The organism is Kitasatospora sp. NPDC096128, assembly GCF_040303105.1.
Taxonomy (GTDB): domain Bacteria; phylum Actinomycetota; class Actinomycetes; order Streptomycetales; family Streptomycetaceae; genus Kitasatospora.
This window is the reverse complement of record NZ_JBEOSP010000062.1, coordinates 1-20,057: the sequence shown is the minus strand read 5'-3', so window position 1 is coordinate 20,057 and position 20,057 is coordinate 1. Positions and strand designations below refer to the sequence as shown.

Here is a 20,057-nt window from a genome sequence, read left to right as displayed (position 1 = left end):
TCACGGAGCGGGCGTCATCCGGCGGTCAGCGTGGTCCACCTCTGGTTGGCGCCGCCGGTGCAGTCCCACAGTTGGAGCTGCGTCCCGTCGGCCGTGGAGGCGCCCGGAACGTCCAGGCAGCGGCCGGAGAGCGGGTTGCGGTAGCCGCCGTCGTAGGGCTGCCAGACCTGGTTGGCGCCGCCGGTGCAGGCCCAGAGCTGCACTTGGGTGCCGGCGGTCGTCCCCCAGCCCGCGGCGTCGAGGCACTTGCCCAGGGAGCGGAGGGTGCCGTCGGTGTAGGCGGACCACAGCTGGTTGGCACTGCCGCTGCAGTCCCAGGTCTGGACGGCGGTCCCGTCGGCGGTGCCGGCGCCGTTGACGTCCAGGCACTTCCCGGCGAGGCCCGACTGCACAGGCGCGGCGGCGGGGGCCGGATTCCTCAGCCACCCGGCGCTGCCCGCGGCCTGGATGCCGCGATGGAAGGCGTCGGCCATCTTCCGGTAGCCCGCGTCGTTGGGATGCAGGGTGTCCGCCAGGTCGGCCGTGGTGAGGCTGCCCATGTCGATGTACGCGACGTGCTTGCCGGCAGCCTGTGCATCGCTCACGATCCGGGGGACGGCCTGGTTGTAGGCGGCCCGGTACTGCTCCTCCGAGCCGCTGGTGGACACCACCAGGGAGGCCACGAGGACGGTCGCGTCGGGGACGTCGGCGGTGATCCGGTCGACCAGCGACTTCAGCCGGGCGGCGGCGGTGGTGGGCTGGTAGTTCCCGTTGAGGTCGTTGGTGCCGATCTCCAGCGTGACGATGTTGGGCCGGTAGCGGGTCAGCGAAGCGCCGGCGAGGGCGGCGATCTGGTCGATGCGGTATCCCGAGTGTCCTTCGTTGTCGGGATCGGACATCGAACCGTTCCGCCCCGTACCGACGAAGTCCACCGGATGGCCGTCCGCCGCGAGCGCGTCCCACAATGGGCCCCGGTAGCCGTTGCCCGTGCTGCTCCCCAGACCCCAGGTGATCGAGTCGCCCAACGGCATGACCCGCAGGGGCGTGTCGGTGGCGGCGGAGGCGGGGGTCGCACCGGTCGTCGTCATCCCGAGAGCAGCGGTGACGAGCGCGATCAGGGGCAGTGCCCATGACTTTCGCATGGCAGGCGTCCTCTTCTGTGAGTGGTTGCTGACAACCGGGGGCCGGAGAGCGACGCTTTCCGGCCCCCGTCTCGGCTCAGGGGGTGTCACGGGGGCTACTGGATCGTCCAGGCCTGGTTGGACTGGTTCAGCGGCATGTACTGGGCGATCGCGGCTCCGTTCGTCGTCGAGCCCTGGCCCACCTCGAGGACCTGCCGGCTCTCGACGTTGCGGAGGAGGTATCCGCCGCCGGCCGGCTCGAAGTACCACAGCTGGTTGTTGCCGCCGTTGTCGGTGGACTGGTCCGCGGCGGTCGACCTCCAGTGGCTGGACCAGGGGATCTCCAGGGCCTTGCCGCTGTTGCGGTTCACGATCCGGAACAGCTGCCCGCTGACGGGTACGAAGCTCCACTGCTGGTTGGCGCCACCGTTGGCCGGCCACTGGACGACGCTTCCGCCGTCGGCGGTGGACCCGCCGGACACGTCCATCACCTGCCCGCTGTTGGCGTTCCTGATCGTGTAGAACGACGAGGGGTTGACCGCCGGCGCGCCGACCGAGGCCGCCACGGCCCCGCCCGTCTGCTGGACCCTGAAGTCCGTGATGTAGAAGTACGCGCCGTCGGTCTTGGCGACCCGCACGTACTGGAAGGCCTGGCGGACGTCGATGGGGGCGGTGAGCGTCGAGGCGAGCGGCAGGGTGCTCGTCTGGCGTCCCAGGACGGTGTAGCTGCCGAAGTTCGGATCGTTGGAGCCGCGGACCTCGAAGTTGCCGCGGGTCCCGGGCTGGTCGAGGTCCTGGCGGGTGGTCAGGGCGAACTGGCCGAGCTGGTAGGGCCGGCCCAGGTCGACCTGCCACCAGGCCGAGGTGTCGCTGCCGGTCGGGGACCAGCCGGTCGTGCCGTTGTTGTCGACGGCCTTCGAAGGCTCCGTACCGGTGCCGAAGACCGAGGAGGCGGTCGTCGGCCTGTTGAAGGCGAGGTCGGGGAGCTGGGTCAGCCACTGGTACCCGGGCTCGAGGCCGGAGGCCTTGATCACCGCGTCGCCGGAGGTGGTGTTGTCGGTGAGGGTGACGTTGGCACCGTTGCGGTTCTGGTTGATGAATCCGTCGGTGTGCGACAGGACGTTGTTCGAGAGGGTCATGTTGTCCGACCCCTCGTCCGTGTAGAGGCCGGCCACGGCCGAGCCGCAGGCGGCGGCGTTGCGGACCAGGTCGTGGATGTAGTTGCCGTTGATGACCGTGCCCGGGTCGTTCGACAGGTGGTAGATGGCGGCGGAGTCGCACAGCCGGTTCATCACGTTGCCGATCCGGTTGTAGCTGATGCTGTTGTTCCCCTCGGCATTGGCCGCGGACTGCCAGCCCCAGCCGAGCGAGATGCCGGCCCACGGGGTGTCGGAGATGTCGTTGTGGTCGATGGTGGTGCTGTTGACGAAGCCCGCGTTGACGCCCGCGGTGCCGAGGTAGTCCTCACCGATCCGGGTGATCAGGTTGTCCTTGACGCTGACACCCTTGGCCACCTCCCGGGGGTCCTCGCCGGCCGGCGAGGAGGGCGGGTTGTAGACGGTGTGGTACTCCACGGTCGGATCGGAGAACTTGCCGACCATGATTCCGTTGCCGGCGATGTCGTAGATGTAGTTGCCGGTCGCGCTGCTGTTGTGGACGCCGTGGCTCAGGTCGAGAGCGGTGGCGCCCATCTGCGTGAAGGTGTTGCCGGTGAAGGAGACGCGGTCGGCGTCCGCGGCCTGGACGCCGGCCGGCGGCCGGCCGACGTACTGGTGGTTGTTGTTGTCGGCCGAGATGTTGTAGTTGCCGCCCTGGCCGTTGAGGTAGCCGTTGTCGGTCGGCTCCATCCAGGTGGTCTGGGTGAACCTGATCCCGGAGAAGCGCAGGTCGTGGACGGGGTTGTCGAGGTCGGTGCCCTTGATGTCGAAGAGTGTCCGGAGCGTCGGCGCCTGAACGCCGGCCGTGGACATGGACTCGCCGGGTCGGGGCTTGTAGTAGACGGTCTGCGCGGCCGTGTCGACGTAGAACTCGCCCGGCTCGCTGAGGAACTCGTGGGCGTTCTCGAAGTGCAGCGGGGACCCGTTGGCGAGCTGCGGATACGGGCGTTGGAAGAGGATGCCCGCCTCGTGGTCCTGGATGGAGATGTCGGCGGTGCCGTTGGCGGAACTGATCGACTTCAGCCGCAGGTAGCTCTCGCCCCACTGCGTCTCCAGCACCATCTCGACCTGGGTGGGGTTGGCCCAGGTGGAGACCTGCGAACTGAGCACCTTCAGCAGCTTGTTGGTGGAGTCACTGCCCTGCAGCTGGAAGTCCGACCCGATCTTCGGGTAGCGGGCCCGGGTGGCGCGGACCCCGTTGACGTACAGCTGACGGAAGTTGAGGGTCCCCACGGACGCCTTGTACTCGCCGTTGGCGGCCGGGGTCCAGCCGGTGAGCGTCGTGCCGCCGGTGATGACGGGTGTCTCGCCGTTGTAGGCCTGGTAGACGACCGTGTGCCCGTTGGTGCCCGAGTCGGCGGTGCCGAAGGTGACCGGGGTGGTGAGGGGGTAGGTGCCGCCGCGCAGGTTCACGACGATGTCGTCGGACATGTTCGTGTTGGCGTTCCGGACCGCGGCCTGGGCGGCCTGGATGGTCTTGAACGCCGACGTCGTGCTGGTCCCCGGGTTGCCGTCACTGCCGTTGACGGGGTCGACGTAGAAGTTCGTCGTGGCCGCGTAGGCGGGCTGGGCGGGCAGTACGGCCGTGACGATGGCGGCGGCGGCCGCGAACGCCATGGCCGTCCGCGCGCCGATGCGCAGGGGTCTCATGGGGATGTCCCTCCTTCAAATGAGGTCCTATGAGTGGTATTTATCGGGGCAGTAGAGTGATCATGTCAAGATGATAGACATGCATATTTTTCGTTGCAGCAACACCGATGACACAGGGAAGGTGCTGGACTCGACGAGTACGAGCAGCTTCTGATGGAGTGAAAGCCCCAGGTGGATTGGGGTTCTCCCTGGTTGAAAGCGGTTCGTTCGGGTGGTCGCCCGGGTCGACTTGCGAAGCTCTCGGGCATAATGAGTACGACTTATTCTGGATCATTTAGCGCTACTGAGGCGTATCAGTAGACGACCAGAGGGACGCCATGCCGCGCTGTCGAACCCCTGGACGGGGCCGGGATCCCGGAGCTATAAACGTGACACCTGCCGAAAGCCGGACTTGCCGCACTCCGGACCCGGCGACCCTTCGGCGCCGTCGTCACCACGCCCCACTCTCACCCCCATAGGTCGGCGGCTGCCCGAAAGCATCTTTGTTAGCGTTAACATAACCGGCGCTGATCTCCTCCCCACCCGGAAGGACCGGATCCCGCGATGTCTTCCCCCGCCCCGAACCGCCGCACCCTGCTCAAGGCGACCGGCGCGCTGGCCCTCGCGCCCGCCATCGGCCTCGGCCTCGCCCCGGCGGCCGCGGAGGCCGCGGAAGCCGCGGAAGCCGTCGGCTCGTCGACGCAGCCGTTCGGCCTCGGCCAGGTCCTGCTGACCGCCGGCCGGTTCCGCGACAACCAGGACCGGACCCTGGCGTACCTGCGTTTCGTGGACGTCGACCGGCTGCTGTACAACTTCCGCGCGAACCACCAGCTGTCCACCAACGCCGCGACCGCGACCGGAGGTTGGGACGCGCCGTCGTTCCCCTTCCGCACCCACGTGCAGGGGCACTTCCTCAGCGCGTGGGCCCAGGCGTACGCGGGAACGGGGGACACCGTCTGCCGTGACAAGGCCGCCTCCGTGGTGGCCGAGCTGGCCAAGTGCCAGGCCAACAACGCCGCAGCGGGGTTCTCCGCCGGCTACCTCTCCGGTTTCCCCGAGAGCGACTTCGCCAAGCTGGAGTCCGGCTCGCTCACGAACGGCAACGTCCCCTACTACTGCGTCCACAAGACCATGGCCGGCCTGCTCGACGTGTGGCGCCTGCTGGGCAGCACCCAGGCCCGGGACGTCCTGCTGGCCATGGCCGGCTGGGTCGACCAGCGCACCGGCCGGCTCGGCCAGAACCAGATGCAGGCGCTCATGGGCACTGAGTTCGGCGGCATGAACGAGGTCCTCGCCGACCTCAGCCTGGAAACCGGGGACGGCCGCTGGCTGACGGTCGCCCAACGCTTCGACCACGCCGCCGTGTTCGACCCGCTGGCGGCCGGCCAGGACCGGCTGAACGGCCTGCACGCCAACACCCAGGTGCCGAAGTGGATCGGCGCCGCCCGCGAGTACCGGGCGACCGGGACGACGCGCTACCACGACATCGCCACGAACGCCTGGAACTTCTGCACCACCGCGCACAGCTACGCCATCGGCGGCAACAGCCAGGCCGAACACTTCCGCGCCCCCGACGCGATCGCCTCCCAGCTGACCAACGACAACTGCGAGCTCTGCAACTCGTACAACATGCTCAAGCTCACCCGTGAGCTCTGGCAGTTGGACCCCACCAACGCCGCGTACTTCGACTTCTACGAGCGCGCCCAGCTCAACCACGTCGTCGGCGCGCAGAACCCGGCCGACCCGCACGGGCACGTCACGTACTTCACCCCGCTGAAGGCCGGCGCCCGCCGGGGTGTCGGCCCCGCCTGGGGCGGCGGCACCTGGAGCACCGACTACGACTCCTTCTGGTGCTGTCAGGGCACCGGCATGGAGTCCAACACCAAGCTGGCGGACTCCGCCTACTTCCACGACGGCACCACGCTGATCGTGAACCTGTTCCTGCCCACCGTCCTCACCTGGGCCGACCGCGGCCTGACGATCACCCAGACCACCGCGTACCCCGCGGAGGACACCACCACCCTCAAGGTGACCGGCAGCGCGGGCGACACCTGGTCGATGCGCATCCGCATCCCGGGCTGGACGACCGGCGCCACCGTCAGCGTCAACGGCACCGTGCAGACCATCGCCACCACACCCGGCAGCTACGCCACACTCACCCGCGCCTGGGCCTCCGGCGACACGGTGACCGTCAAGCTCCCGATGCAGGTCACGCTCCGGGCCTCCAACGACAACCCGGACGTCGCCGCGGTCACCTACGGCCCGGTCGTGCTGGCCGGAAACTACGGCAGCACCGCGCTGTCCGCCCTCCCGGTCATCGACCCGAAGTCGATCACCCGCAGCGGCACCACGGGCATCGCCTTCACCGCGACCGCCGACGGCTCGTCCGTGAACCTCGGCCCCTTCCACGACGCGCAGGGCTTCAACTACTCCGTCTACTGGAACACCCGGAACAACACCGGATTCCGCCTGCTCAACGAGGGCAGCGGTCTCGTGCTCGGCGTGCAGAACATGTCCACCGCCGACGGCGGGCTCGCCCTCCAGTGGGGCGACAGCGGCACCGCCGACCACGACTGGGCGCTGGTGGTCGACGGCAGCGCGCTGCGCCTGCGCAACGTCAACAGCGGCAAGGTGCTGGGCGTGCAGAACATGTCCACTGCCGACGGCGCCCCGGTGCTCCAGTGGTCGGACAGCGGCACCGCCGACCACCAGTGGACCGTCGTGGCGACGGCCGGCGGTTCGCACGGCCTGCAGAACGTCAACAGCGGCAAGCTGCTCGGCATCGCCGGGGCCTCCACCGCGCAGGGCGCCTTCGCCGTGCAGGTCCCGGACACCGGCTCGGCCACCAGCCGCTGGTGGTTCGTCCCGACCGGCACCCGGCGCATCCAGAACGTGGCCAGCGGGCTGCTGCTCGGCGTGCAGGACATGTCGACCGCCGACGGCGGCCTGGTGATCCAGTGGGGCGACAACGGCACCGCGGACCACCTGTGGACCGCGGTGGTCGACTCCGGCGGCTACCTGCGGTTCAGGAACTCCGACAGCGGCAAGGTGCTCGCCGTGGAGAACGGCGGCACGGCCAACGGTGCCCGGATCGTCCAGTGGACCGACAACGGCGCCGCGGACCACCGCTGGCGCCTGCGCAGCGCCGGCAACGACAGCTTCCGCATCCAGTCCGCCGCCGGTCCGGTCCTCGGCGTGTCGGGGGCCGCCACCTCGCAGGGGGCCCAGATCGTGCTGGGGGACGACAACGGCGCGTCCGACCACCTGTGGCGGTTCATCTGACGAGCAGTCGAGCGGGATGGTGACCGCCGCGGCCACCTCGGATCGATCCGCGTCGAGCCAGGTCCCCGCAGGCCACTTGTGCCGCGTCAGCTGTCAGTCGAGGGCCGATCCCGGCTCGCCGAGGGATTCGCGGAGCCAGTGCTCGACCCCGGCGACGTGCACGGTGGCCCAGGCGTGGGCGAGCTCCGGGCGCCGGCCGGCGATCGCGTCGTAGATCGCCCGGTGCTGCTGGCGGGTGCGCTCGGCCGCGCCCTCCTCGGTCAGGCCGCGCCAGATCCGCGCGCGCGTGGTCGGTCCGGACAGGCCGTCGATCAGCGAGGAGAGCACGGTGTTGCCCGAACCGGCGGCGATCCTGCGGTGGAACTCCAGGTCGTTGGCGATGGTCTCGTCCAGCGTGGCGGCCTCGTCCAGGTCCTGCAGCAGCTCGGCCAGGCCGGCGATGTCCTCCTCGGCCATCACCCGGGCGGCCATCGCGGTCGCGGCGGGCTCCAGGATGCGGCGCACCTCCAGGAACTCCAGCACCGTGTGGTCCTGGTGGAAGTCGACGACGAAAGCCAGGGCGTCCAGCAGGATGTCGGGCTCCAGGCTGGTCACGTACGTGCCGTCGCCCTGGCGCACGTCGAGCACCCGGATGAGCGAGAGCGCCTTGACGGCCTCCCGCAGGGAGTTGCGCGACAGGCCCAGCCGCCCGGCGAGGTCCGCTTCCTTCGGGAGCTTCGCGCCCGGGCGGAGTTCACCGCTCACGATCATGGCTTTGATCTTCTCGATCGCCTCGTCGGTGACTGGCACTGCCTCGCCTCTCCTGGTCGTCTGATCTTCGCAGCATACGGGTTCCGCCGGTCCCGGCCCCCGGCGCTTCGGGGCACCGGGACCGGCGGCCGGGACGGCTACTCCTCGGTCCGCTCCTCGCGGACCCGGGTGTACCGGGCGATCCTCATGGCTGCTCCGAGGGCTCGGGGCGGGCGGCTTCGACGATGACGACGACCAGGGCCCGGGGACCGTGCACGCCCTCGACCCGGGTGAGCTCGATGTCGCTGGTCGCGGACGGGCCGGAGACGAAGGTCAGCGGCCGGCGCGGGTCGAGGCGGGCGAGTGCCCCGGGGACGTCGTCCACGATCTGCTCCGCGCGCACGATGCACAGGTGGTAGTCGGGGACGAGGGTCAGGGCGCGCCGACCCTGGCCCGGGCCGGTGTCCAGGACGACGGTGCCGGTGACGGCGATGCCGACGGCGGCGAGGGTGACGGCGCCGTCCAGGGCGTCCAGCGCGGGGACGTCCAGGGGCTCCCGGTGCCACTCCCGGTCGCCGGAGGGCAGCAGGCCGTCCGGAAATCCGTCGGGCACCGCCAGACGTCGGGCGCCGCGCGCGGTGAGGGCGGCGTCGATCGCTCCGGGCAGTCCGGCCGGGTCGGTCCGGACGACGGTGGCGCGGTAGTCGGCGACCCGCTCGGCGAACAGCGCCACCAGGTCCTCGCCGTCGGCGTGACCGCGCCGGTAGTCGCGCGGGACGGGCAGGTCCTCCGGGCCCTCCTCGGCGGGGACGTCGGCGAGCGCGGCGCGGATGCGGCCGAGGACGGCGTCCCGGGTGCTCGTCGCTTTCGTGTTCGTCACTGCCCCTCCCGGTTCTTGCGCCACCAGGCGCGGAAGGACTCGGCGGGCGGCGCCGGGGTGTCCCGCTCCGCGGACCAGCCGCTCAGTGGGCCCGGCAGCCGGCCGATCCGGCCGCCCCGGGCCAGCGCCCGGCCGGCGAGCGAGGCCGCCCGCTGGGCGGCGCCGAACAGGGCGGGGGAGCCGAGGACGGCGGCGGCGGCCTTCATCGCCAGTGCCTCGCCGGTGGGCAGGCCGCCCGGTCCGCGCCTGGCCTCGACGGCCGAGGACCGCAGGTGCACCAGCAGCTTCGGGATGTCGATCTTCACCGGGCAGGCGTCGTAGCAGGCCCCGCACAGGGTGGAGGCGAAGGGAAGGGAGGCCGCACTGCTGTTGATGTCACCGGCCACACCGACGAGTTGTGGGGTGAGCACGGCGCCGATCGGCCCGGGGTAGACCGAGCCGTAGGCGTGTCCGCCGGTGCGCTCGAAGACCGGGCAGACGTTGAGGCAGGCGGAGCAGCGGATGCAGGCCAGGGCCTGGCGGCCGACGGTGTCGGCGAGGGTGTCCGTGCGCCCGTTGTCGAGCAGGACGAGGTGGAACTCCGACGGCCCGTCGGCCTCCGTGGTGCCGCTCCAGGTGGAGGTGTAGGGGTTCATCCGCTCGCCGGTGGAGGAGCGGGGGAGCAACTGGAGGAACACCTCCAGGTCCGCCCAGGTGGGGACGACCTTCTCGATGCCCATCACGGTGATCAGGGTCTCGGGCAGGGTGAGGCACATCCGGCCGTTGCCCTCGGACTCCACCACGACGACGGTGCCGGTGTCGGCGACCGCGAAGTTGGCGCCGGAGACGGCGACCTTGGCGCGCAGGAACTTCTGCCGCAGGTGCCGCCGGGCGGCCTCGGCGAGCGCGGCGGGGTCGTCGGTCAGCCCCTCGGGGGCCGGCTGCCCCCAGTCGCCCATCCGCTCGGCGAACAGCTCGCGGATCTCGGCCCGGTTGCGGTGGATCGCCGGGACCAGGATGTGCGAGGGGCGGTCGTCGCCGAGCTGGACGATGAGCTCGGCGAGGTCGGTCTCGTAGGCGGTGATGCCGGCCTCGGCGAGCGCCTCGTTGAGGCCGATCTCCTGGGTCGCCATGGACTTGACCTTGACCACCTCCGTCTCGCCGGTGGCCCGCACCAGTTCGGTGACGATGCGGTTGGCGTCGGCGGCGTCTGCGGCCCAGTGGACCGTCCCGCCGGCCGCGGTGACCTCCTCCTCCAGGCGCACCAGGTGCCGGTCGAGGTGGCGCAGGGTCCGGGTCTTGATCGCGTCGGCGGCGGTGCGCAGGGCCTCCCAGTCGTCCAGCTCCGAGGCGACGGCCAGGCGCTTGTCGCGGATGACGGTCGTGGCGTGTTTCAGGTTGGCCCGCAGCCGGGTGTTCCCGAGGGCCTCGCGGGCGGCGTCGGGGAAGGACGGCGAGCCCAGCCAGACCACCCCGCGTCCGGCCGGGGCGGTCACGGCCGCGCTCCTTCGGTGGCGGCGAGGATCTCGGCCAGGTGCATCGTCCGCACCCCGGCGGCCTGCCGGGAGAGCCCGCCGCCGATGTGCATCAGACAGGAGTTGTCGACCGTGCAGACCACCTCGGCGCCCGTCCCCCGCACCGCGTCGACCTTGTCGGCGAGCATCGCTCCGGAGGTCGCGGCGTTCTTGAGGGCGAAGGTGCCGCCGAAGCCGCAGCAGGAGTCGGCGGCCGGGAGCTCGACCAGGTCGAGGCCCTCGACCGCGCGCAGCAGCCGCCGCGGCCGGTCGCCGAGCCGCAGGCCGCGCAGCGAGTGGCAGGTGGGGTGGTAGGTGACGCGGTGCGGGAACCGGGCGCCGACGTCCGTGACACCGAGGACGTCGGTCAGGAACTCGGTGAACTCGTGGACCCGGGGCGCCAGTTCGGCGACCTGGCGGCGCAGCTCCGGCGGGCTGTACTGCTCCGCGAGGACGGGGTGGTGCTCCCGGACCAGCCCGGCGCAGGACGCGGACGGGGTGACGACCGCGTCGTAGTCGGCGAAGGCCCGGGTGAACCGGGCCATCATCGGCACGGCCTCGGTACGGTACCCGGTGTTGATGTGCATCTGCCCGCAGCAGGTCTGGTCCTGCGGGAAGTCCACGGTGTGGCCGAGCCGTTCGAGGACGGTCACCACGGCGCGGCCGGTCTCGGGGAACATGGTGTCGTTGAAGCAGGTGATGAACAGCGCGATGCGCATCAGTGCGCCTCCTGCGGGGTCGGGACGTCCGGCGGCAGCAGCCCGCGCTCCTTGAGGTCCGCCCACAGTCCGTCCGGCACGCGGTGCCGGAGCATGGTAGCGGCGTCCCGCACCTCGGCGGCGCTGCGGGTGCCGACCAGGACGCTCGCCACGGCGGGGTGTCCGAACGGGAAGCGCAGCGCCGCGGCGCGCAGCGGCACGCCGTGCTCCTCGCAGACGGCCTTGAGGTCGAGGGCGCGGGTGAGCAGTTCCTCGGACGCGGCGGCGTAGTCGAAGGTCGCGCCGGGGCGGGGGTCGGCGAGCAGACCGGAGTTGAAGACGCCGCCGATCACGACGCCGACGCCGCGTTCGGCGGCCAGCGGCAGCAGGTCGGTGAGCCCGCGCTGGTCGAGCAGGCTGTAGCGGCCGGCCAGGAGGACGGTGTCGAGGTCGGTCTCGCGGATGAACCGGGCGAGCAGCTCCGCCTGGTTCATCCCGGCACCGATCGCGCCTACCGTCCCTTCGGCGCGCAGCCGGGCCAGCTCCGGGTAGGCCTCGGAGATCGCCTGGTCCGCGTGCTCGTCGGGGTCGTGCAGGTAGACGACGTCGATCCGGTCCAGCCCGAGCCGTTCGAGGCTGTCCTCGATCGAGCGGCGGACGCCCGCGGCGCTGAAATCCCAGACCCGGCGGTGGGTGGCGGGGACGGCGAAGCCGTCGGCGAGGTCGTCGCCCTCGGACTCCGGGAGCGGGCGCAGCAGCCGGCCGACCTTGGTGGAGAGGACGTACTCGTCCCTGGGGCGGCCGCGCAGGGCCTGTCCGAGCCGACGCTCGGACAGGCCCAGGCCGTAGTGCGGGGCGGTGTCGAAGTACCGCACGCCCGACTGCCAGGCGGCGGCGACGGCCGCTTCGGCTGCGGCGTCGGTGACCGGGGTGAACAGGTTGCCGATGCCCGCCGCGCCGAAGGCGAGTTCACCGACCTCCACCGTGCTGTGCCCCAGGGGACGGCGGCGCGAGGTCATGATCCGGCCTCCGTCCGCAGCCGCAGGTTCGCCATCCCGCCGTCGACCTGGAGGGTCGCGCCGGTGGTGCTGCCGGCGGCGGGGGAGGCCAGGTAGACGATGGCGGCCGCCACCTCGTGGGGGGTGACCAGGCGTCCGTGCGGCTGACGGGCGTTCAGCGCGGCACGTTCGGCGGCCGGGTCGTCGGCGGCGTCCAGCAGCCGGCCGACCCACGGGGTGTCCACGGTGCCGGGGCTGACGCAGTTGACCCGGATGCCCTCGCGGACGTGGTCGGCGGCCATGTGCAGGGAGAGCGAGTGCACGGCGCCCTTGCTCGCCGCGTACAGCGCGCGCTGCGGCAGACCGGTGGTGACGCAGATCGAGCCGAGGTTGACCACCGAGGCCCGGGCGGAGCGGCGCAGGTGCGGGAGGGCGGCCCGGGTTGTGCGGACGACACCGAGCAGGTTGACGTCGAGGACGCGGTGCCACTGCTCGTCCGGATTGTCCTCGATGGTCCCGATCGCGCCGATGCCCGCGTTGTTGACCAGGATGTCGATCCCGCCGAGGGCCTCGGCCGCCGCCTCGACGGCGCCGGACACCGAGGTGTCGTCGGAGATGTCGGCGGTGAAGCCGAGCAGCGGCTCCGGCACCGCCGACGGGTCCAGGTCCAGGACGGCCACCCGGGCGCCGCGCTCGGCGAGCAGGGTGGCCGTGGCCAGCCCGATGCCGGAGCCGCCGCCGGTGACGACCGCGGTGAGTCCGTCGAGTTCCGGGACCGTCATGCGGTCGCCTCCTTCGGTGCCGGCTCCTCGGTCGGGAAGGAGCCGTGGTGGTGGGTGTCCGGGGAGACCCGGTCGTCGTAGGTGTCGACTGCGTTCATCCGCGCCGTGGTCGCGGACGAGGGGGCGCCCTTCACGCGTCGCGGAAGGTCTGGCGCTGGGTGCCGAGGCCTTCGACGGTCAGCTCGACGGTGTCGCCCGCGCGTAGGTAGGGGGTGCCGGGCAGGCCCAGGGCCACGCCGGCCGGTGTGCCGGTGTTGATGACGTCGCCGGGGCGCAGCACCATGTACTGGCTCAGGTACCAGACCAGGTAGTGGACGTCGAAGACCATGTTCTCGGTGCTGCCGTCCTGGCGCGGCTCGCCGTTGACGGTCAGTCGCAGTCCCAGGTTCTGCGGGTCACCCACCTCGTCCGGGGTGACCAGCCAGGGGCCGAGCGGGTTGAAGCTCTCGCAGGACTTGCCGATGTCCCACTGGGTGGAGAACTCCAGTTGGAACCCGCGCTCGGAGACGTCGTTGCTGATCGCGTAGCCGGCGATGCACTCCGCCGCCTCCGCGGGGTCGGTGAGGTAGCGGGCCTCCCGGCCGATGACGACGGCGAGTTCCACCTCCCAGTCGGTCTTCACCGAGCCGCGCGGGATCAGCACGGGGTCGAAGGGGCCGACGACGGTGGACGGGTCCTTCAGGAAGACCACCGGTCGCTCGGGGACGGCCGCGCCGGTCTCCTCGGCGTGGTCGCGGTAGTTGAGGCCGATGCAGACCACCTTGCCCGGACGGGCGACGGGCGCCCCGAGCCGCAGACCGGCCGGGTCCATGGCCGGCAGTGAACCCTCCGTCAGCGCGGCGCGGACCCGGTCGATCCCGCCGGAGGCGAGGAAGGGACTGTCGATGTCGTCGGTCAGGCCGGTGAGGGCGAAGGTGGTGCCCTCCTCGTCGCGGACGGCAGGCGTCTCCGCTCCGGGCTCGCCGAGTCGCAGCAGCTTCATCTGGTGGCTCCCATCAACACAGGTGTACCCGCGGTGCGACGACCATATGAGGCCGGCCCAGGCCCTCGCAAGGATTCCTCCGATGTTTGCCCGTCGAACGTGCCAGCGACAGGATGCTGAGCCGATTCATCGGCCGGACTGCTCCCGTGCCCCTTCTCTCGTGTCTGCGAATCCCGGTTCAGAATCGTCGGAGCTTTCTCTTCGAGCCGGGGGTCCCGGTGGCGGCGCCGTGCCGGGGCAGGGGGGACTGCCGAGTGCGGCAGGGGCGTTACGGCAGGCTGAGGGCCTGGGCGCACCAGATCGTCTTGCCGTGGGTGCTGTGCCGGGTGCCCCAGCCCTGGGTGAGCTGGGCGACGAGCATCAGGCCTCGGCCGCCCTCGTCGAAGGTGCGCGCCCGGCGCAGGTGCGGGGAGGTGTCGCTGCTGTCGGAGACCTCGCAGATCAGCGCGGTGTCACGGATCAGCCGCAGCCTGATGGGTGGCTGACCGTACTTGATCGCGTTGGTGACGAGCTCGCTGACGACCAGTTCGGTGACGAACGCCGTGTCCTCCAGGCCCCAGACGGTCAGCTGGTCGGCGGCCAGCCGCCTGGCGTGCGCCACCTGCTCGAAATCGGGCTCGATGTCCCAGTCGGCGACATGGTCGGGGTCCAGCACGCGGGTGCGGGCGAGCAGCAGGGCCGCGTCGTCGGTGCGGTGGTTCGGCAGCATGGCCTTCATCGCCGTGTCGCAGAGCTCCGCCAGCGATGCGGCCGGTTCGCCCAGGAGCCGGAGCAGGTCGGCGGCACCCTGCTCGGCGTCGCGCTCGCGGCTCTCCACCAGCCCGTCGGTGTAGAGCGCGAGCAGACTTCCTTCGGGCACATCGATCTCGGCCACCTCGAACGGCAGCCCGCCGACACCGAGCGGTGGCCCCGGTTGGACCTCGACCGGGGAGCCGGTGCCGTCCGGCGAGACGATCAACGGCAGCGGATGGCCCGCGCTCGCCAGGGTGCACCGCCGGGAGACCGGGTCGTACACGGCGTACAGGCAGGTGGCGCCGGTCTCGCTGCTCGGCTCGAGGCCGCCCTCGGGCCGGGAGTCGTCGGGGAGGTGGAGGACCAGGTCGTCCAGGTGGGTGAGCAACTCGTCCGGCGGCAGGTCCACGTCCGCCAGGGTGCACACCGCCGTGCGGAGGCGGCCCATGCCGGCCGAGGCGTGCACGCCGTGGCCGACGACGTCGCCGACGACCAGGGCGACCCGCGCGCCGGACAGCGCGATGACGTCGAACCAGTCACCGCCGACGCCCGCGCCGGCCCCGGCGGGGAGGTAGCCGGAGGCCACCTCGACCGCCCCGTGCGCGGGCAGCCGTTGCGGCAGCAGACTGCGCTGGAGGGTCAGCGCGAGGGTGTGCTCGCGGGTGTACCGGCGGGCGTTGTCGACGGCGACGGCGGCCTTCGCGGCCAGTTCCTCGGCGAGGATCAGGTCGTCGGCGGTGAAGGCCTCCGGCCGGTCGCGCCGGGCGAAGGCGACGGCGCCGAGCACGGCGCCGCGGGCCAGCAGCGGCACGGTGATCCTGCCGGTCAGGCCCCTCGCGGCGATGGACTGGTCGATCAGCGGGGTGCCCGGCGGCCAGTGGGCGGGATCGGCGGCGAGGCCGGGGCCGAAGGCCCATTCGCCGCCCTGGCTGGGTTCGGCGGCGAGCTGCACCACGGACCTGCCGGTGGTCATGCAGCGGGCGACGACGGAGCCGGGCGCGTAGCCGACCGGCGCCGCCGGTGCGAGGGGTCCGTCGGGGTCCTCCTTCGCGCTGTTCCGGGCGGCGCGGACGAGCGTGACGGTGCCGCCGGCGGCGACCGCGGCGGAGGCCGGCGGCTCCTCCCCCCGCAGGACCTCGTCGAAGAGGTCGACGGTGACGAGATCGGCGAAGCCCGGCACCGGGGCTTCGGCCAGTTCCCGGGCGGTGCTGATCACGTCCAGGGTCCGGCCGATGCCCCGGGTGGCCTCGTTGAGGATGAGCAGGCGCTGGCGGGCCCAGTACTCGGCGCTCATGTCGAAGCCCCAGTTGGCGACCGCGCGCACGGTGCCATCGGCGTCCCGGACGGGCCAGATGCTGGTGGCCCAGGCATTCGCGTAGGCGCTGCCCAACGGCTTGAAGATCGTGATCAGGCGTGCGGGCTCGCCCGTCCCGGCCACCTCGGAGAGCTTGTCGGTGTACGGGACCCCCTCCAACTCGGGGAACAGCTCGCGGTACTTCTCACCGCGGATCTGCTCCTCCGTGTGCGCGATCACCCGGCACGCGGCGGCGTTCACCCAGAGGAACCGCAGTTCGGGGTCGTAGACCCCGAGGGCGAAGGGGCACTGCTCGAAGGCCCGGTCGGCGATCACCGGGCGGCGGTCCCAGCGCTGGAAGGTCAGTGCACGACCGAGCGGCCGCCCGCCGGGGCCTCCGAGGGGGTGGGCCGTCACCACGGCGTCCACCGTGGAGCCGTCCCGGCGGCGCACCGTGACCGACGTGGAGCCGGGGCCGCCACCCCCGAGGCTGTCATTCCCGAGGCTGTCATTCCCGAGGCTGTCATTCCCGGGGAAGGCGGGCGGGGGATCGATCAGGAAGTCGGCCACCGGGCGGCCGACGGTCTCCTCCGCCGTCCAGCCCAGCAACAGCACCCCGCCCTCGCTCCAGCCGGTCACCACGCCGTCGGGGTCGACCACGACAACGGCTGTGGGGGCGTCCCGCTCGCCAGTCGTCTCCACGCGCGCCTCCGTCCGGGGAGCCGTGCACGCCGGACGCGGGTTCCGGCGCCGGCGCCTGGCTACAGCCTAGGTCGGGCCCCACGGCCCGCGCGCCCGGAAGCGCAGGGGCGGCGGTCACGGCACGATGACCAGCTTCCCTCGGGTACGGCCGGTACGGCTGGCGTCGAAGGCCTCGGCGGTCCGCTCCAGCGGGAAGGTCGCGGCGACCTCGACGGTCAGTGCGCCGCGCTCCACCACGGCCGCGAGCTCGGCCAGCTTTGCCCCGTCCGGGCGGACCCAGATCCAGTGGCCGCCGTGCTGCGTCACTCCCGGGTCGGCGACGGAGATGTGCCGCCCGCCGTCGGCGAGCACGGCCAGCGTCGTCTCCAGCTGGCCGCCGACGAAGTCCGCGACGGTCGAGACGCCGTCGGGCGCCAGCGCGCGCACCCGCTCGGTCAGGCCGTCGCCGTACGTCACCGGTTCGGCGCCCAGCTTGCGGAGATACGCGTGGTTGCGCTCCGAGGCCGTGCCGATCACCCGGGCCCCGAGGTCGCGGCCGAGCTGCACCGCGAGGCTGCCCACGCCGCCGGCGGCGCCGTGCACCAGGAGCACGTCGTCGGGGCCGACCGCGAGCCGCTCCAGGCTGCGCTGGGCGGTGAGTCCGGCCAGCGGCAGCCCGGCGGCCTGGGCCCAGTCGAGTCCGGCGGGCTTGCGCGCCACGGCGGGCGCGGCCACCGCCACGTACTCGGCGAAGGTGCCGGCCTGCACCACGTCCTTGCGGGCGTAGGCCATCACCTCGTCCCCCGGGGCGAACTCGGGGGTGTCGGGGCCGGTGCGGGTGACCACCCCGGCGACGTCCCAGCCCGGGATGGCGGGGAAGACGGTGTCCATCATGGCGTCCAGGCCGCCCGCCATCACCTTCCAGTCGACCGGGTTGACGGAGGCCGCCTTGACCTGGATCAGCACCTGGCCGGGGCCGACCTTCGGGTCGGGAACCTCGCCGTACTCGAGTCGGGAGTTGTCCGGGGCGAACGCGTCATAGGTCACCGCGCGCATGAATCGACCTCCATGGATCCGGGGTTGCGGCCTCGCGCACCGCCCCCGGGGCGGGCGGGCGCCGTCGGCCACGCTATGCCGGGAGCGCACGCCCGGCACGCTCGCACGGCCGTCGGAGGGGTGCCGTGTCGGGCCGGTGCGGGACCCGGCACACCCGAGGGTGCGCCGGGCCCCGGCCTCCGCGCGCCGTCAGTCCAGTCCGCCGCGACGGATCACCCCTGCGTACCAGTGGGCGCTGCTCTTCGGGGTCCGGACCAGGGTGTCGTAGTCGACGTGGACGATGCCGAAGCGCTTGTCGTAGCCGTACGCCCACTCGAAGTTGTCGAGCAGGGACCAGAGGAAGTAGCCGCGGACGTCCGCGCCGGCGGCGATCGCGTCGGCGACGGCGTCGAGGTGCCCGCGCAGGTAGGCGGTGCGCTCGGGGTCGTGGACGGTGCCGTCGGGGGCGACGGTGTCCTGGAAGGCGGCGCCGTTCTCCGAGACCAGCAGGGGCAGGCCGAACTCGCGGTGCATCGCGAGCAGGCAGTCGGACAGCCCGGTCGGGTCGATCGGCCAGTCCATGGCGGTGAGGTCGTCGTTGGCCCGGTGGAAGGCGACGTCCTCGGCGCCCGGCCAGGGCGAGGCCGTGCCGCCGCCGTGCCCGTCGTCCCGGGGGAGCGCCTGGCCGGGGGCCGAGGCGGAGACGACGGTCGGGTTGTAGTAGTTGAGGCCGAGCAGGTCGATCGGGCGGGAGATCTCGGCGAGGTCGCCCTCGTGGACCAGGGCGTCCCAGTCGACCAGGTGCGCGGTGTCCTGGAGGAGGTCCTCGTCGTACCGGCCCTTGAGCATCGGGCCGGTCCAGATCCGGTTGCCCACGGCGTCGATCCGGCGGACCGCCTCCAGGTCCTCCGGGCGCTCGCTCAGTGGCCGCACGACGTGCAGGTTGAGCGAGACGGCCAGCTGGGCGGAGGCGGGCAGGGCGGCGCGCAGGGCGCCGACGGCGAGGCCGTGGCCGAGGTTGAGGTGGTGGGCGGCGCGCAGCGCGTCGGCCGGGTCGGTGCGGCCGGGCGCGTGGACGCCGGCGCCGTAGCCGAGGAAGGCGCTGCACCAGGGCTCGTTGAGGGTGGTCCAGGTGGACACCCGGTCGCCGAGCGCCTCGGCGGCGAGCCCGGCGTAGTCGGCGAAGCGGTAGGCGGTGTCGCGGGACGGCCAGCCGCCGCCCGCGGCGGAGCCGCCGGTCGGCGGGGTCTCGAGTTCCTGGGGGAGGTCCCAGTGGTAGAGCGTGGCGACCGGGGTGATGCCGTGGGAGAGCAGCTCGTCGACCAGCTCCCGGTAGAAGTCCAGGCCGCGCTCGGCCGCGGGACCGCGTCCGGTGGGCTGGACGCGGGGCCAGGAGATCGAGAACCGGTAGGAGGTGAGGCCGAGGTCGGCCATCAGCCGGATGTCCTCGCGGAAGCGGCGGTAGTGGTCGAGTGCGATGTCTCCGGTGTCGCCGTTGGCGACCTTGCCGGGGGTGTGGCTGAACGTGTCCCAGATCGAGGGGGTGCGACCGCCCTCGGTGACGGCACCCTCGATCTGGTAGGCGGCGGTGGCCGTGCCCCAGGCGAAGCCCGGCGGGAACTCACGTCGGGTACGGCGGTTGTCGGGTGAGACCACGGTCATGACGGAAGTACTCCAATGCGGTGTGGTGGACATCGGGTGGCGGCCTGACGGAGGGTCACCCCTTCAGTGCGCCCTGGGTGATGCCGCCGACGATCTGCCGGCCGAAGACCGTGAAGACCAGGAGCAGCGGCGCCGTGCCGATCAGCGCGCCGGCGGTGATGACGGACCAGTCGGTCGACCAGCCGGTGCCGAGCCCGGCGAGGGCGACCTGGACCGTGGGGTTGACGGCGCCGTTCATCGCGATGACGGGCCACAGGAAGTCGTTCCAGGACTGGACGAAGGTGAGCATGCCCAGCACGGCCATGGCGGGCCGGGCGATCGGCAGCACGACGTGCCAGACGACGCGCAGCGAGTTCGCGCCGTCGATCCTGGCCGCCTCCAGCAGTTCGGTGGGCAGCGCCTGGGTGAGGTACTGGCGCATGAAGAAGACGCCGAAGGCCGTCACCAGGGAGGGCAGGATGAGGGCGCCGAGCTGGTTGCCGAGCCCCAGGTGCCGCATCAGGATGAACAGCGGCACCACGCTGACCTGGGCGGGCACGGCCATGGTGGCGACGACGAGGGCGAGCAGCGCCCCGCGGCCGCGGAAGCGCAGCTTGGCGAACGCGAAGCCGGCCAGGACGGAGAACGCCACCGTGCTGAGCGCGACGGTGCCGGCGACCAGGGTCGAGTTGAGCAGCGCTACGCCCATGCCGCGTGCCCCGGCGTTGTCCCACACGTAGCCGAGGTTGTGGAGCAGGTTCGGGCCGGGCAGCAGCGGCGGGGGTGTGGCGACCACGCGGTGGCCGTCGGTCGACGCCGCGACGAGGGTCCAGTACAGCGGGAACAGCGAGGCGAGGGCGACCAGCACCATAGCCGGGCCAGCAGCTCGCCCAGGCCCACCGGCCGGATCTCCGAGGCCCGCAGCGACAGCTGCCCGCGGGCCG

13 protein-coding genes and 2 pseudogenes are annotated in these 20,057 nt (G+C 72.0%); 1 reads left to right on the top strand and 14 read right to left on the bottom strand.

Translation table 11 applies throughout. The features are described from left to right. Positions 1-14 precede the first annotated feature (14 nt). Both ABTY61_RS38095 and ABTY61_RS38090 read right to left on the bottom strand, forming a co-directional pair. Positions 15-1,121: a ricin-type beta-trefoil lectin domain protein gene (locus ABTY61_RS38095; protein ID WP_350509791.1), complete on the bottom strand. Its 1,107-nt coding sequence runs from the start codon at positions 1,119-1,121 to the stop codon at positions 15-17. A 95-nt stretch (positions 1,122-1,216) separates the two neighbouring features. Next, entirely contained in the window at positions 1,217-3,907 is a 2,691-nt protein-coding gene (locus ABTY61_RS38090; protein ID WP_350509790.1) for an RICIN domain-containing protein, read from the bottom strand. 543 nt (positions 3,908-4,450) lie between these two features. Between ABTY61_RS38090 and ABTY61_RS38085 the strand changes: the two genes are divergently transcribed. Next, complete coding sequence (locus tag ABTY61_RS38085; RefSeq protein WP_350509789.1) at positions 4,451-7,168, top strand: beta-L-arabinofuranosidase domain-containing protein; 2,718 nt, start codon at positions 4,451-4,453, stop codon at positions 7,166-7,168. A gap of 93 nt (positions 7,169-7,261) precedes the next feature. Here ABTY61_RS38085 and ABTY61_RS42100 read toward each other — a convergent pair. The 12 genes and pseudogenes from ABTY61_RS42100 to ABTY61_RS38030 form a co-directional block, all read right to left on the bottom strand. Next, positions 7,262-7,624, bottom strand: a pseudogene (locus ABTY61_RS42100) (FadR/GntR family transcriptional regulator); the annotation flags it as partial. Positions 7,625-7,629: 5 nt separating this feature from the next. Further along, positions 7,630-7,957, bottom strand: a pseudogene (locus tag ABTY61_RS42095) (FadR/GntR family transcriptional regulator); the annotation flags it as partial. 145 nt (positions 7,958-8,102) lie between these two features. Continuing rightward, entirely contained in the window at positions 8,103-8,777 is a 675-nt protein-coding gene (locus ABTY61_RS38075) for a LutC/YkgG family protein (RefSeq protein ID WP_350509787.1), read from the bottom strand. After that, complete coding sequence (locus tag ABTY61_RS38070; protein ID WP_350509786.1) at positions 8,774-10,252, bottom strand: LutB/LldF family L-lactate oxidation iron-sulfur protein; 1,479 nt, start codon at positions 10,250-10,252, stop codon at positions 8,774-8,776. Before ABTY61_RS38070 ends, ABTY61_RS38075 begins: the two co-directional genes overlap by 4 nt. Then, a complete protein-coding gene (locus tag ABTY61_RS38065; RefSeq protein WP_350509785.1) occupies positions 10,249-10,989 on the bottom strand; it encodes a (Fe-S)-binding protein in 741 nt (246 codons plus the stop codon). The genes ABTY61_RS38070 and ABTY61_RS38065 overlap by 4 nt, the downstream gene beginning before the upstream one ends. Further along, a complete protein-coding gene (locus ABTY61_RS38060; RefSeq protein WP_350509784.1) occupies positions 10,989-11,987 on the bottom strand; it encodes an aldo/keto reductase in 999 nt (332 codons plus the stop codon). Before ABTY61_RS38060 ends, ABTY61_RS38065 begins: the two co-directional genes overlap by 1 nt. Next, a complete protein-coding gene (locus tag ABTY61_RS38055; RefSeq protein WP_350509783.1) occupies positions 11,984-12,748 on the bottom strand; it encodes an SDR family NAD(P)-dependent oxidoreductase in 765 nt (254 codons plus the stop codon). Before ABTY61_RS38055 ends, ABTY61_RS38060 begins: the two co-directional genes overlap by 4 nt. A gap of 130 nt (positions 12,749-12,878) precedes the next feature. Further along, a complete protein-coding gene (locus tag ABTY61_RS38050) occupies positions 12,879-13,730 on the bottom strand; it encodes a fumarylacetoacetate hydrolase family protein (protein ID WP_350509782.1) in 852 nt (283 codons plus the stop codon). A 268-nt stretch (positions 13,731-13,998) separates the two neighbouring features. Beyond that, a complete protein-coding gene (locus ABTY61_RS38045) occupies positions 13,999-16,458 on the bottom strand; it encodes a SpoIIE family protein phosphatase (RefSeq protein WP_350509781.1) in 2,460 nt (819 codons plus the stop codon). A gap of 114 nt (positions 16,459-16,572) precedes the next feature. Beyond that, on the bottom strand, positions 16,573-17,493 hold the full coding sequence (locus ABTY61_RS38040) for an NADP-dependent oxidoreductase (RefSeq protein WP_350509780.1): 921 nt from the start codon (positions 17,491-17,493) through the stop codon (positions 16,573-16,575). Positions 17,494-17,682: 189 nt separating this feature from the next. After that, positions 17,683-19,134, bottom strand: a complete 1,452-nt coding sequence (locus ABTY61_RS38035) for a GH1 family beta-glucosidase (protein ID WP_350509779.1) — start codon at positions 19,132-19,134, stop codon at positions 17,683-17,685. A 55-nt stretch (positions 19,135-19,189) separates the two neighbouring features. After that, the gene (locus tag ABTY61_RS38030; RefSeq protein ID WP_350509778.1) at positions 19,190-19,984 is read right to left on the bottom strand and encodes a carbohydrate ABC transporter permease; all 795 of its coding nucleotides are present in this window, start codon (positions 19,982-19,984) and stop codon (positions 19,190-19,192) included. Positions 19,985-20,057: the final 73 nt, after the last annotated feature.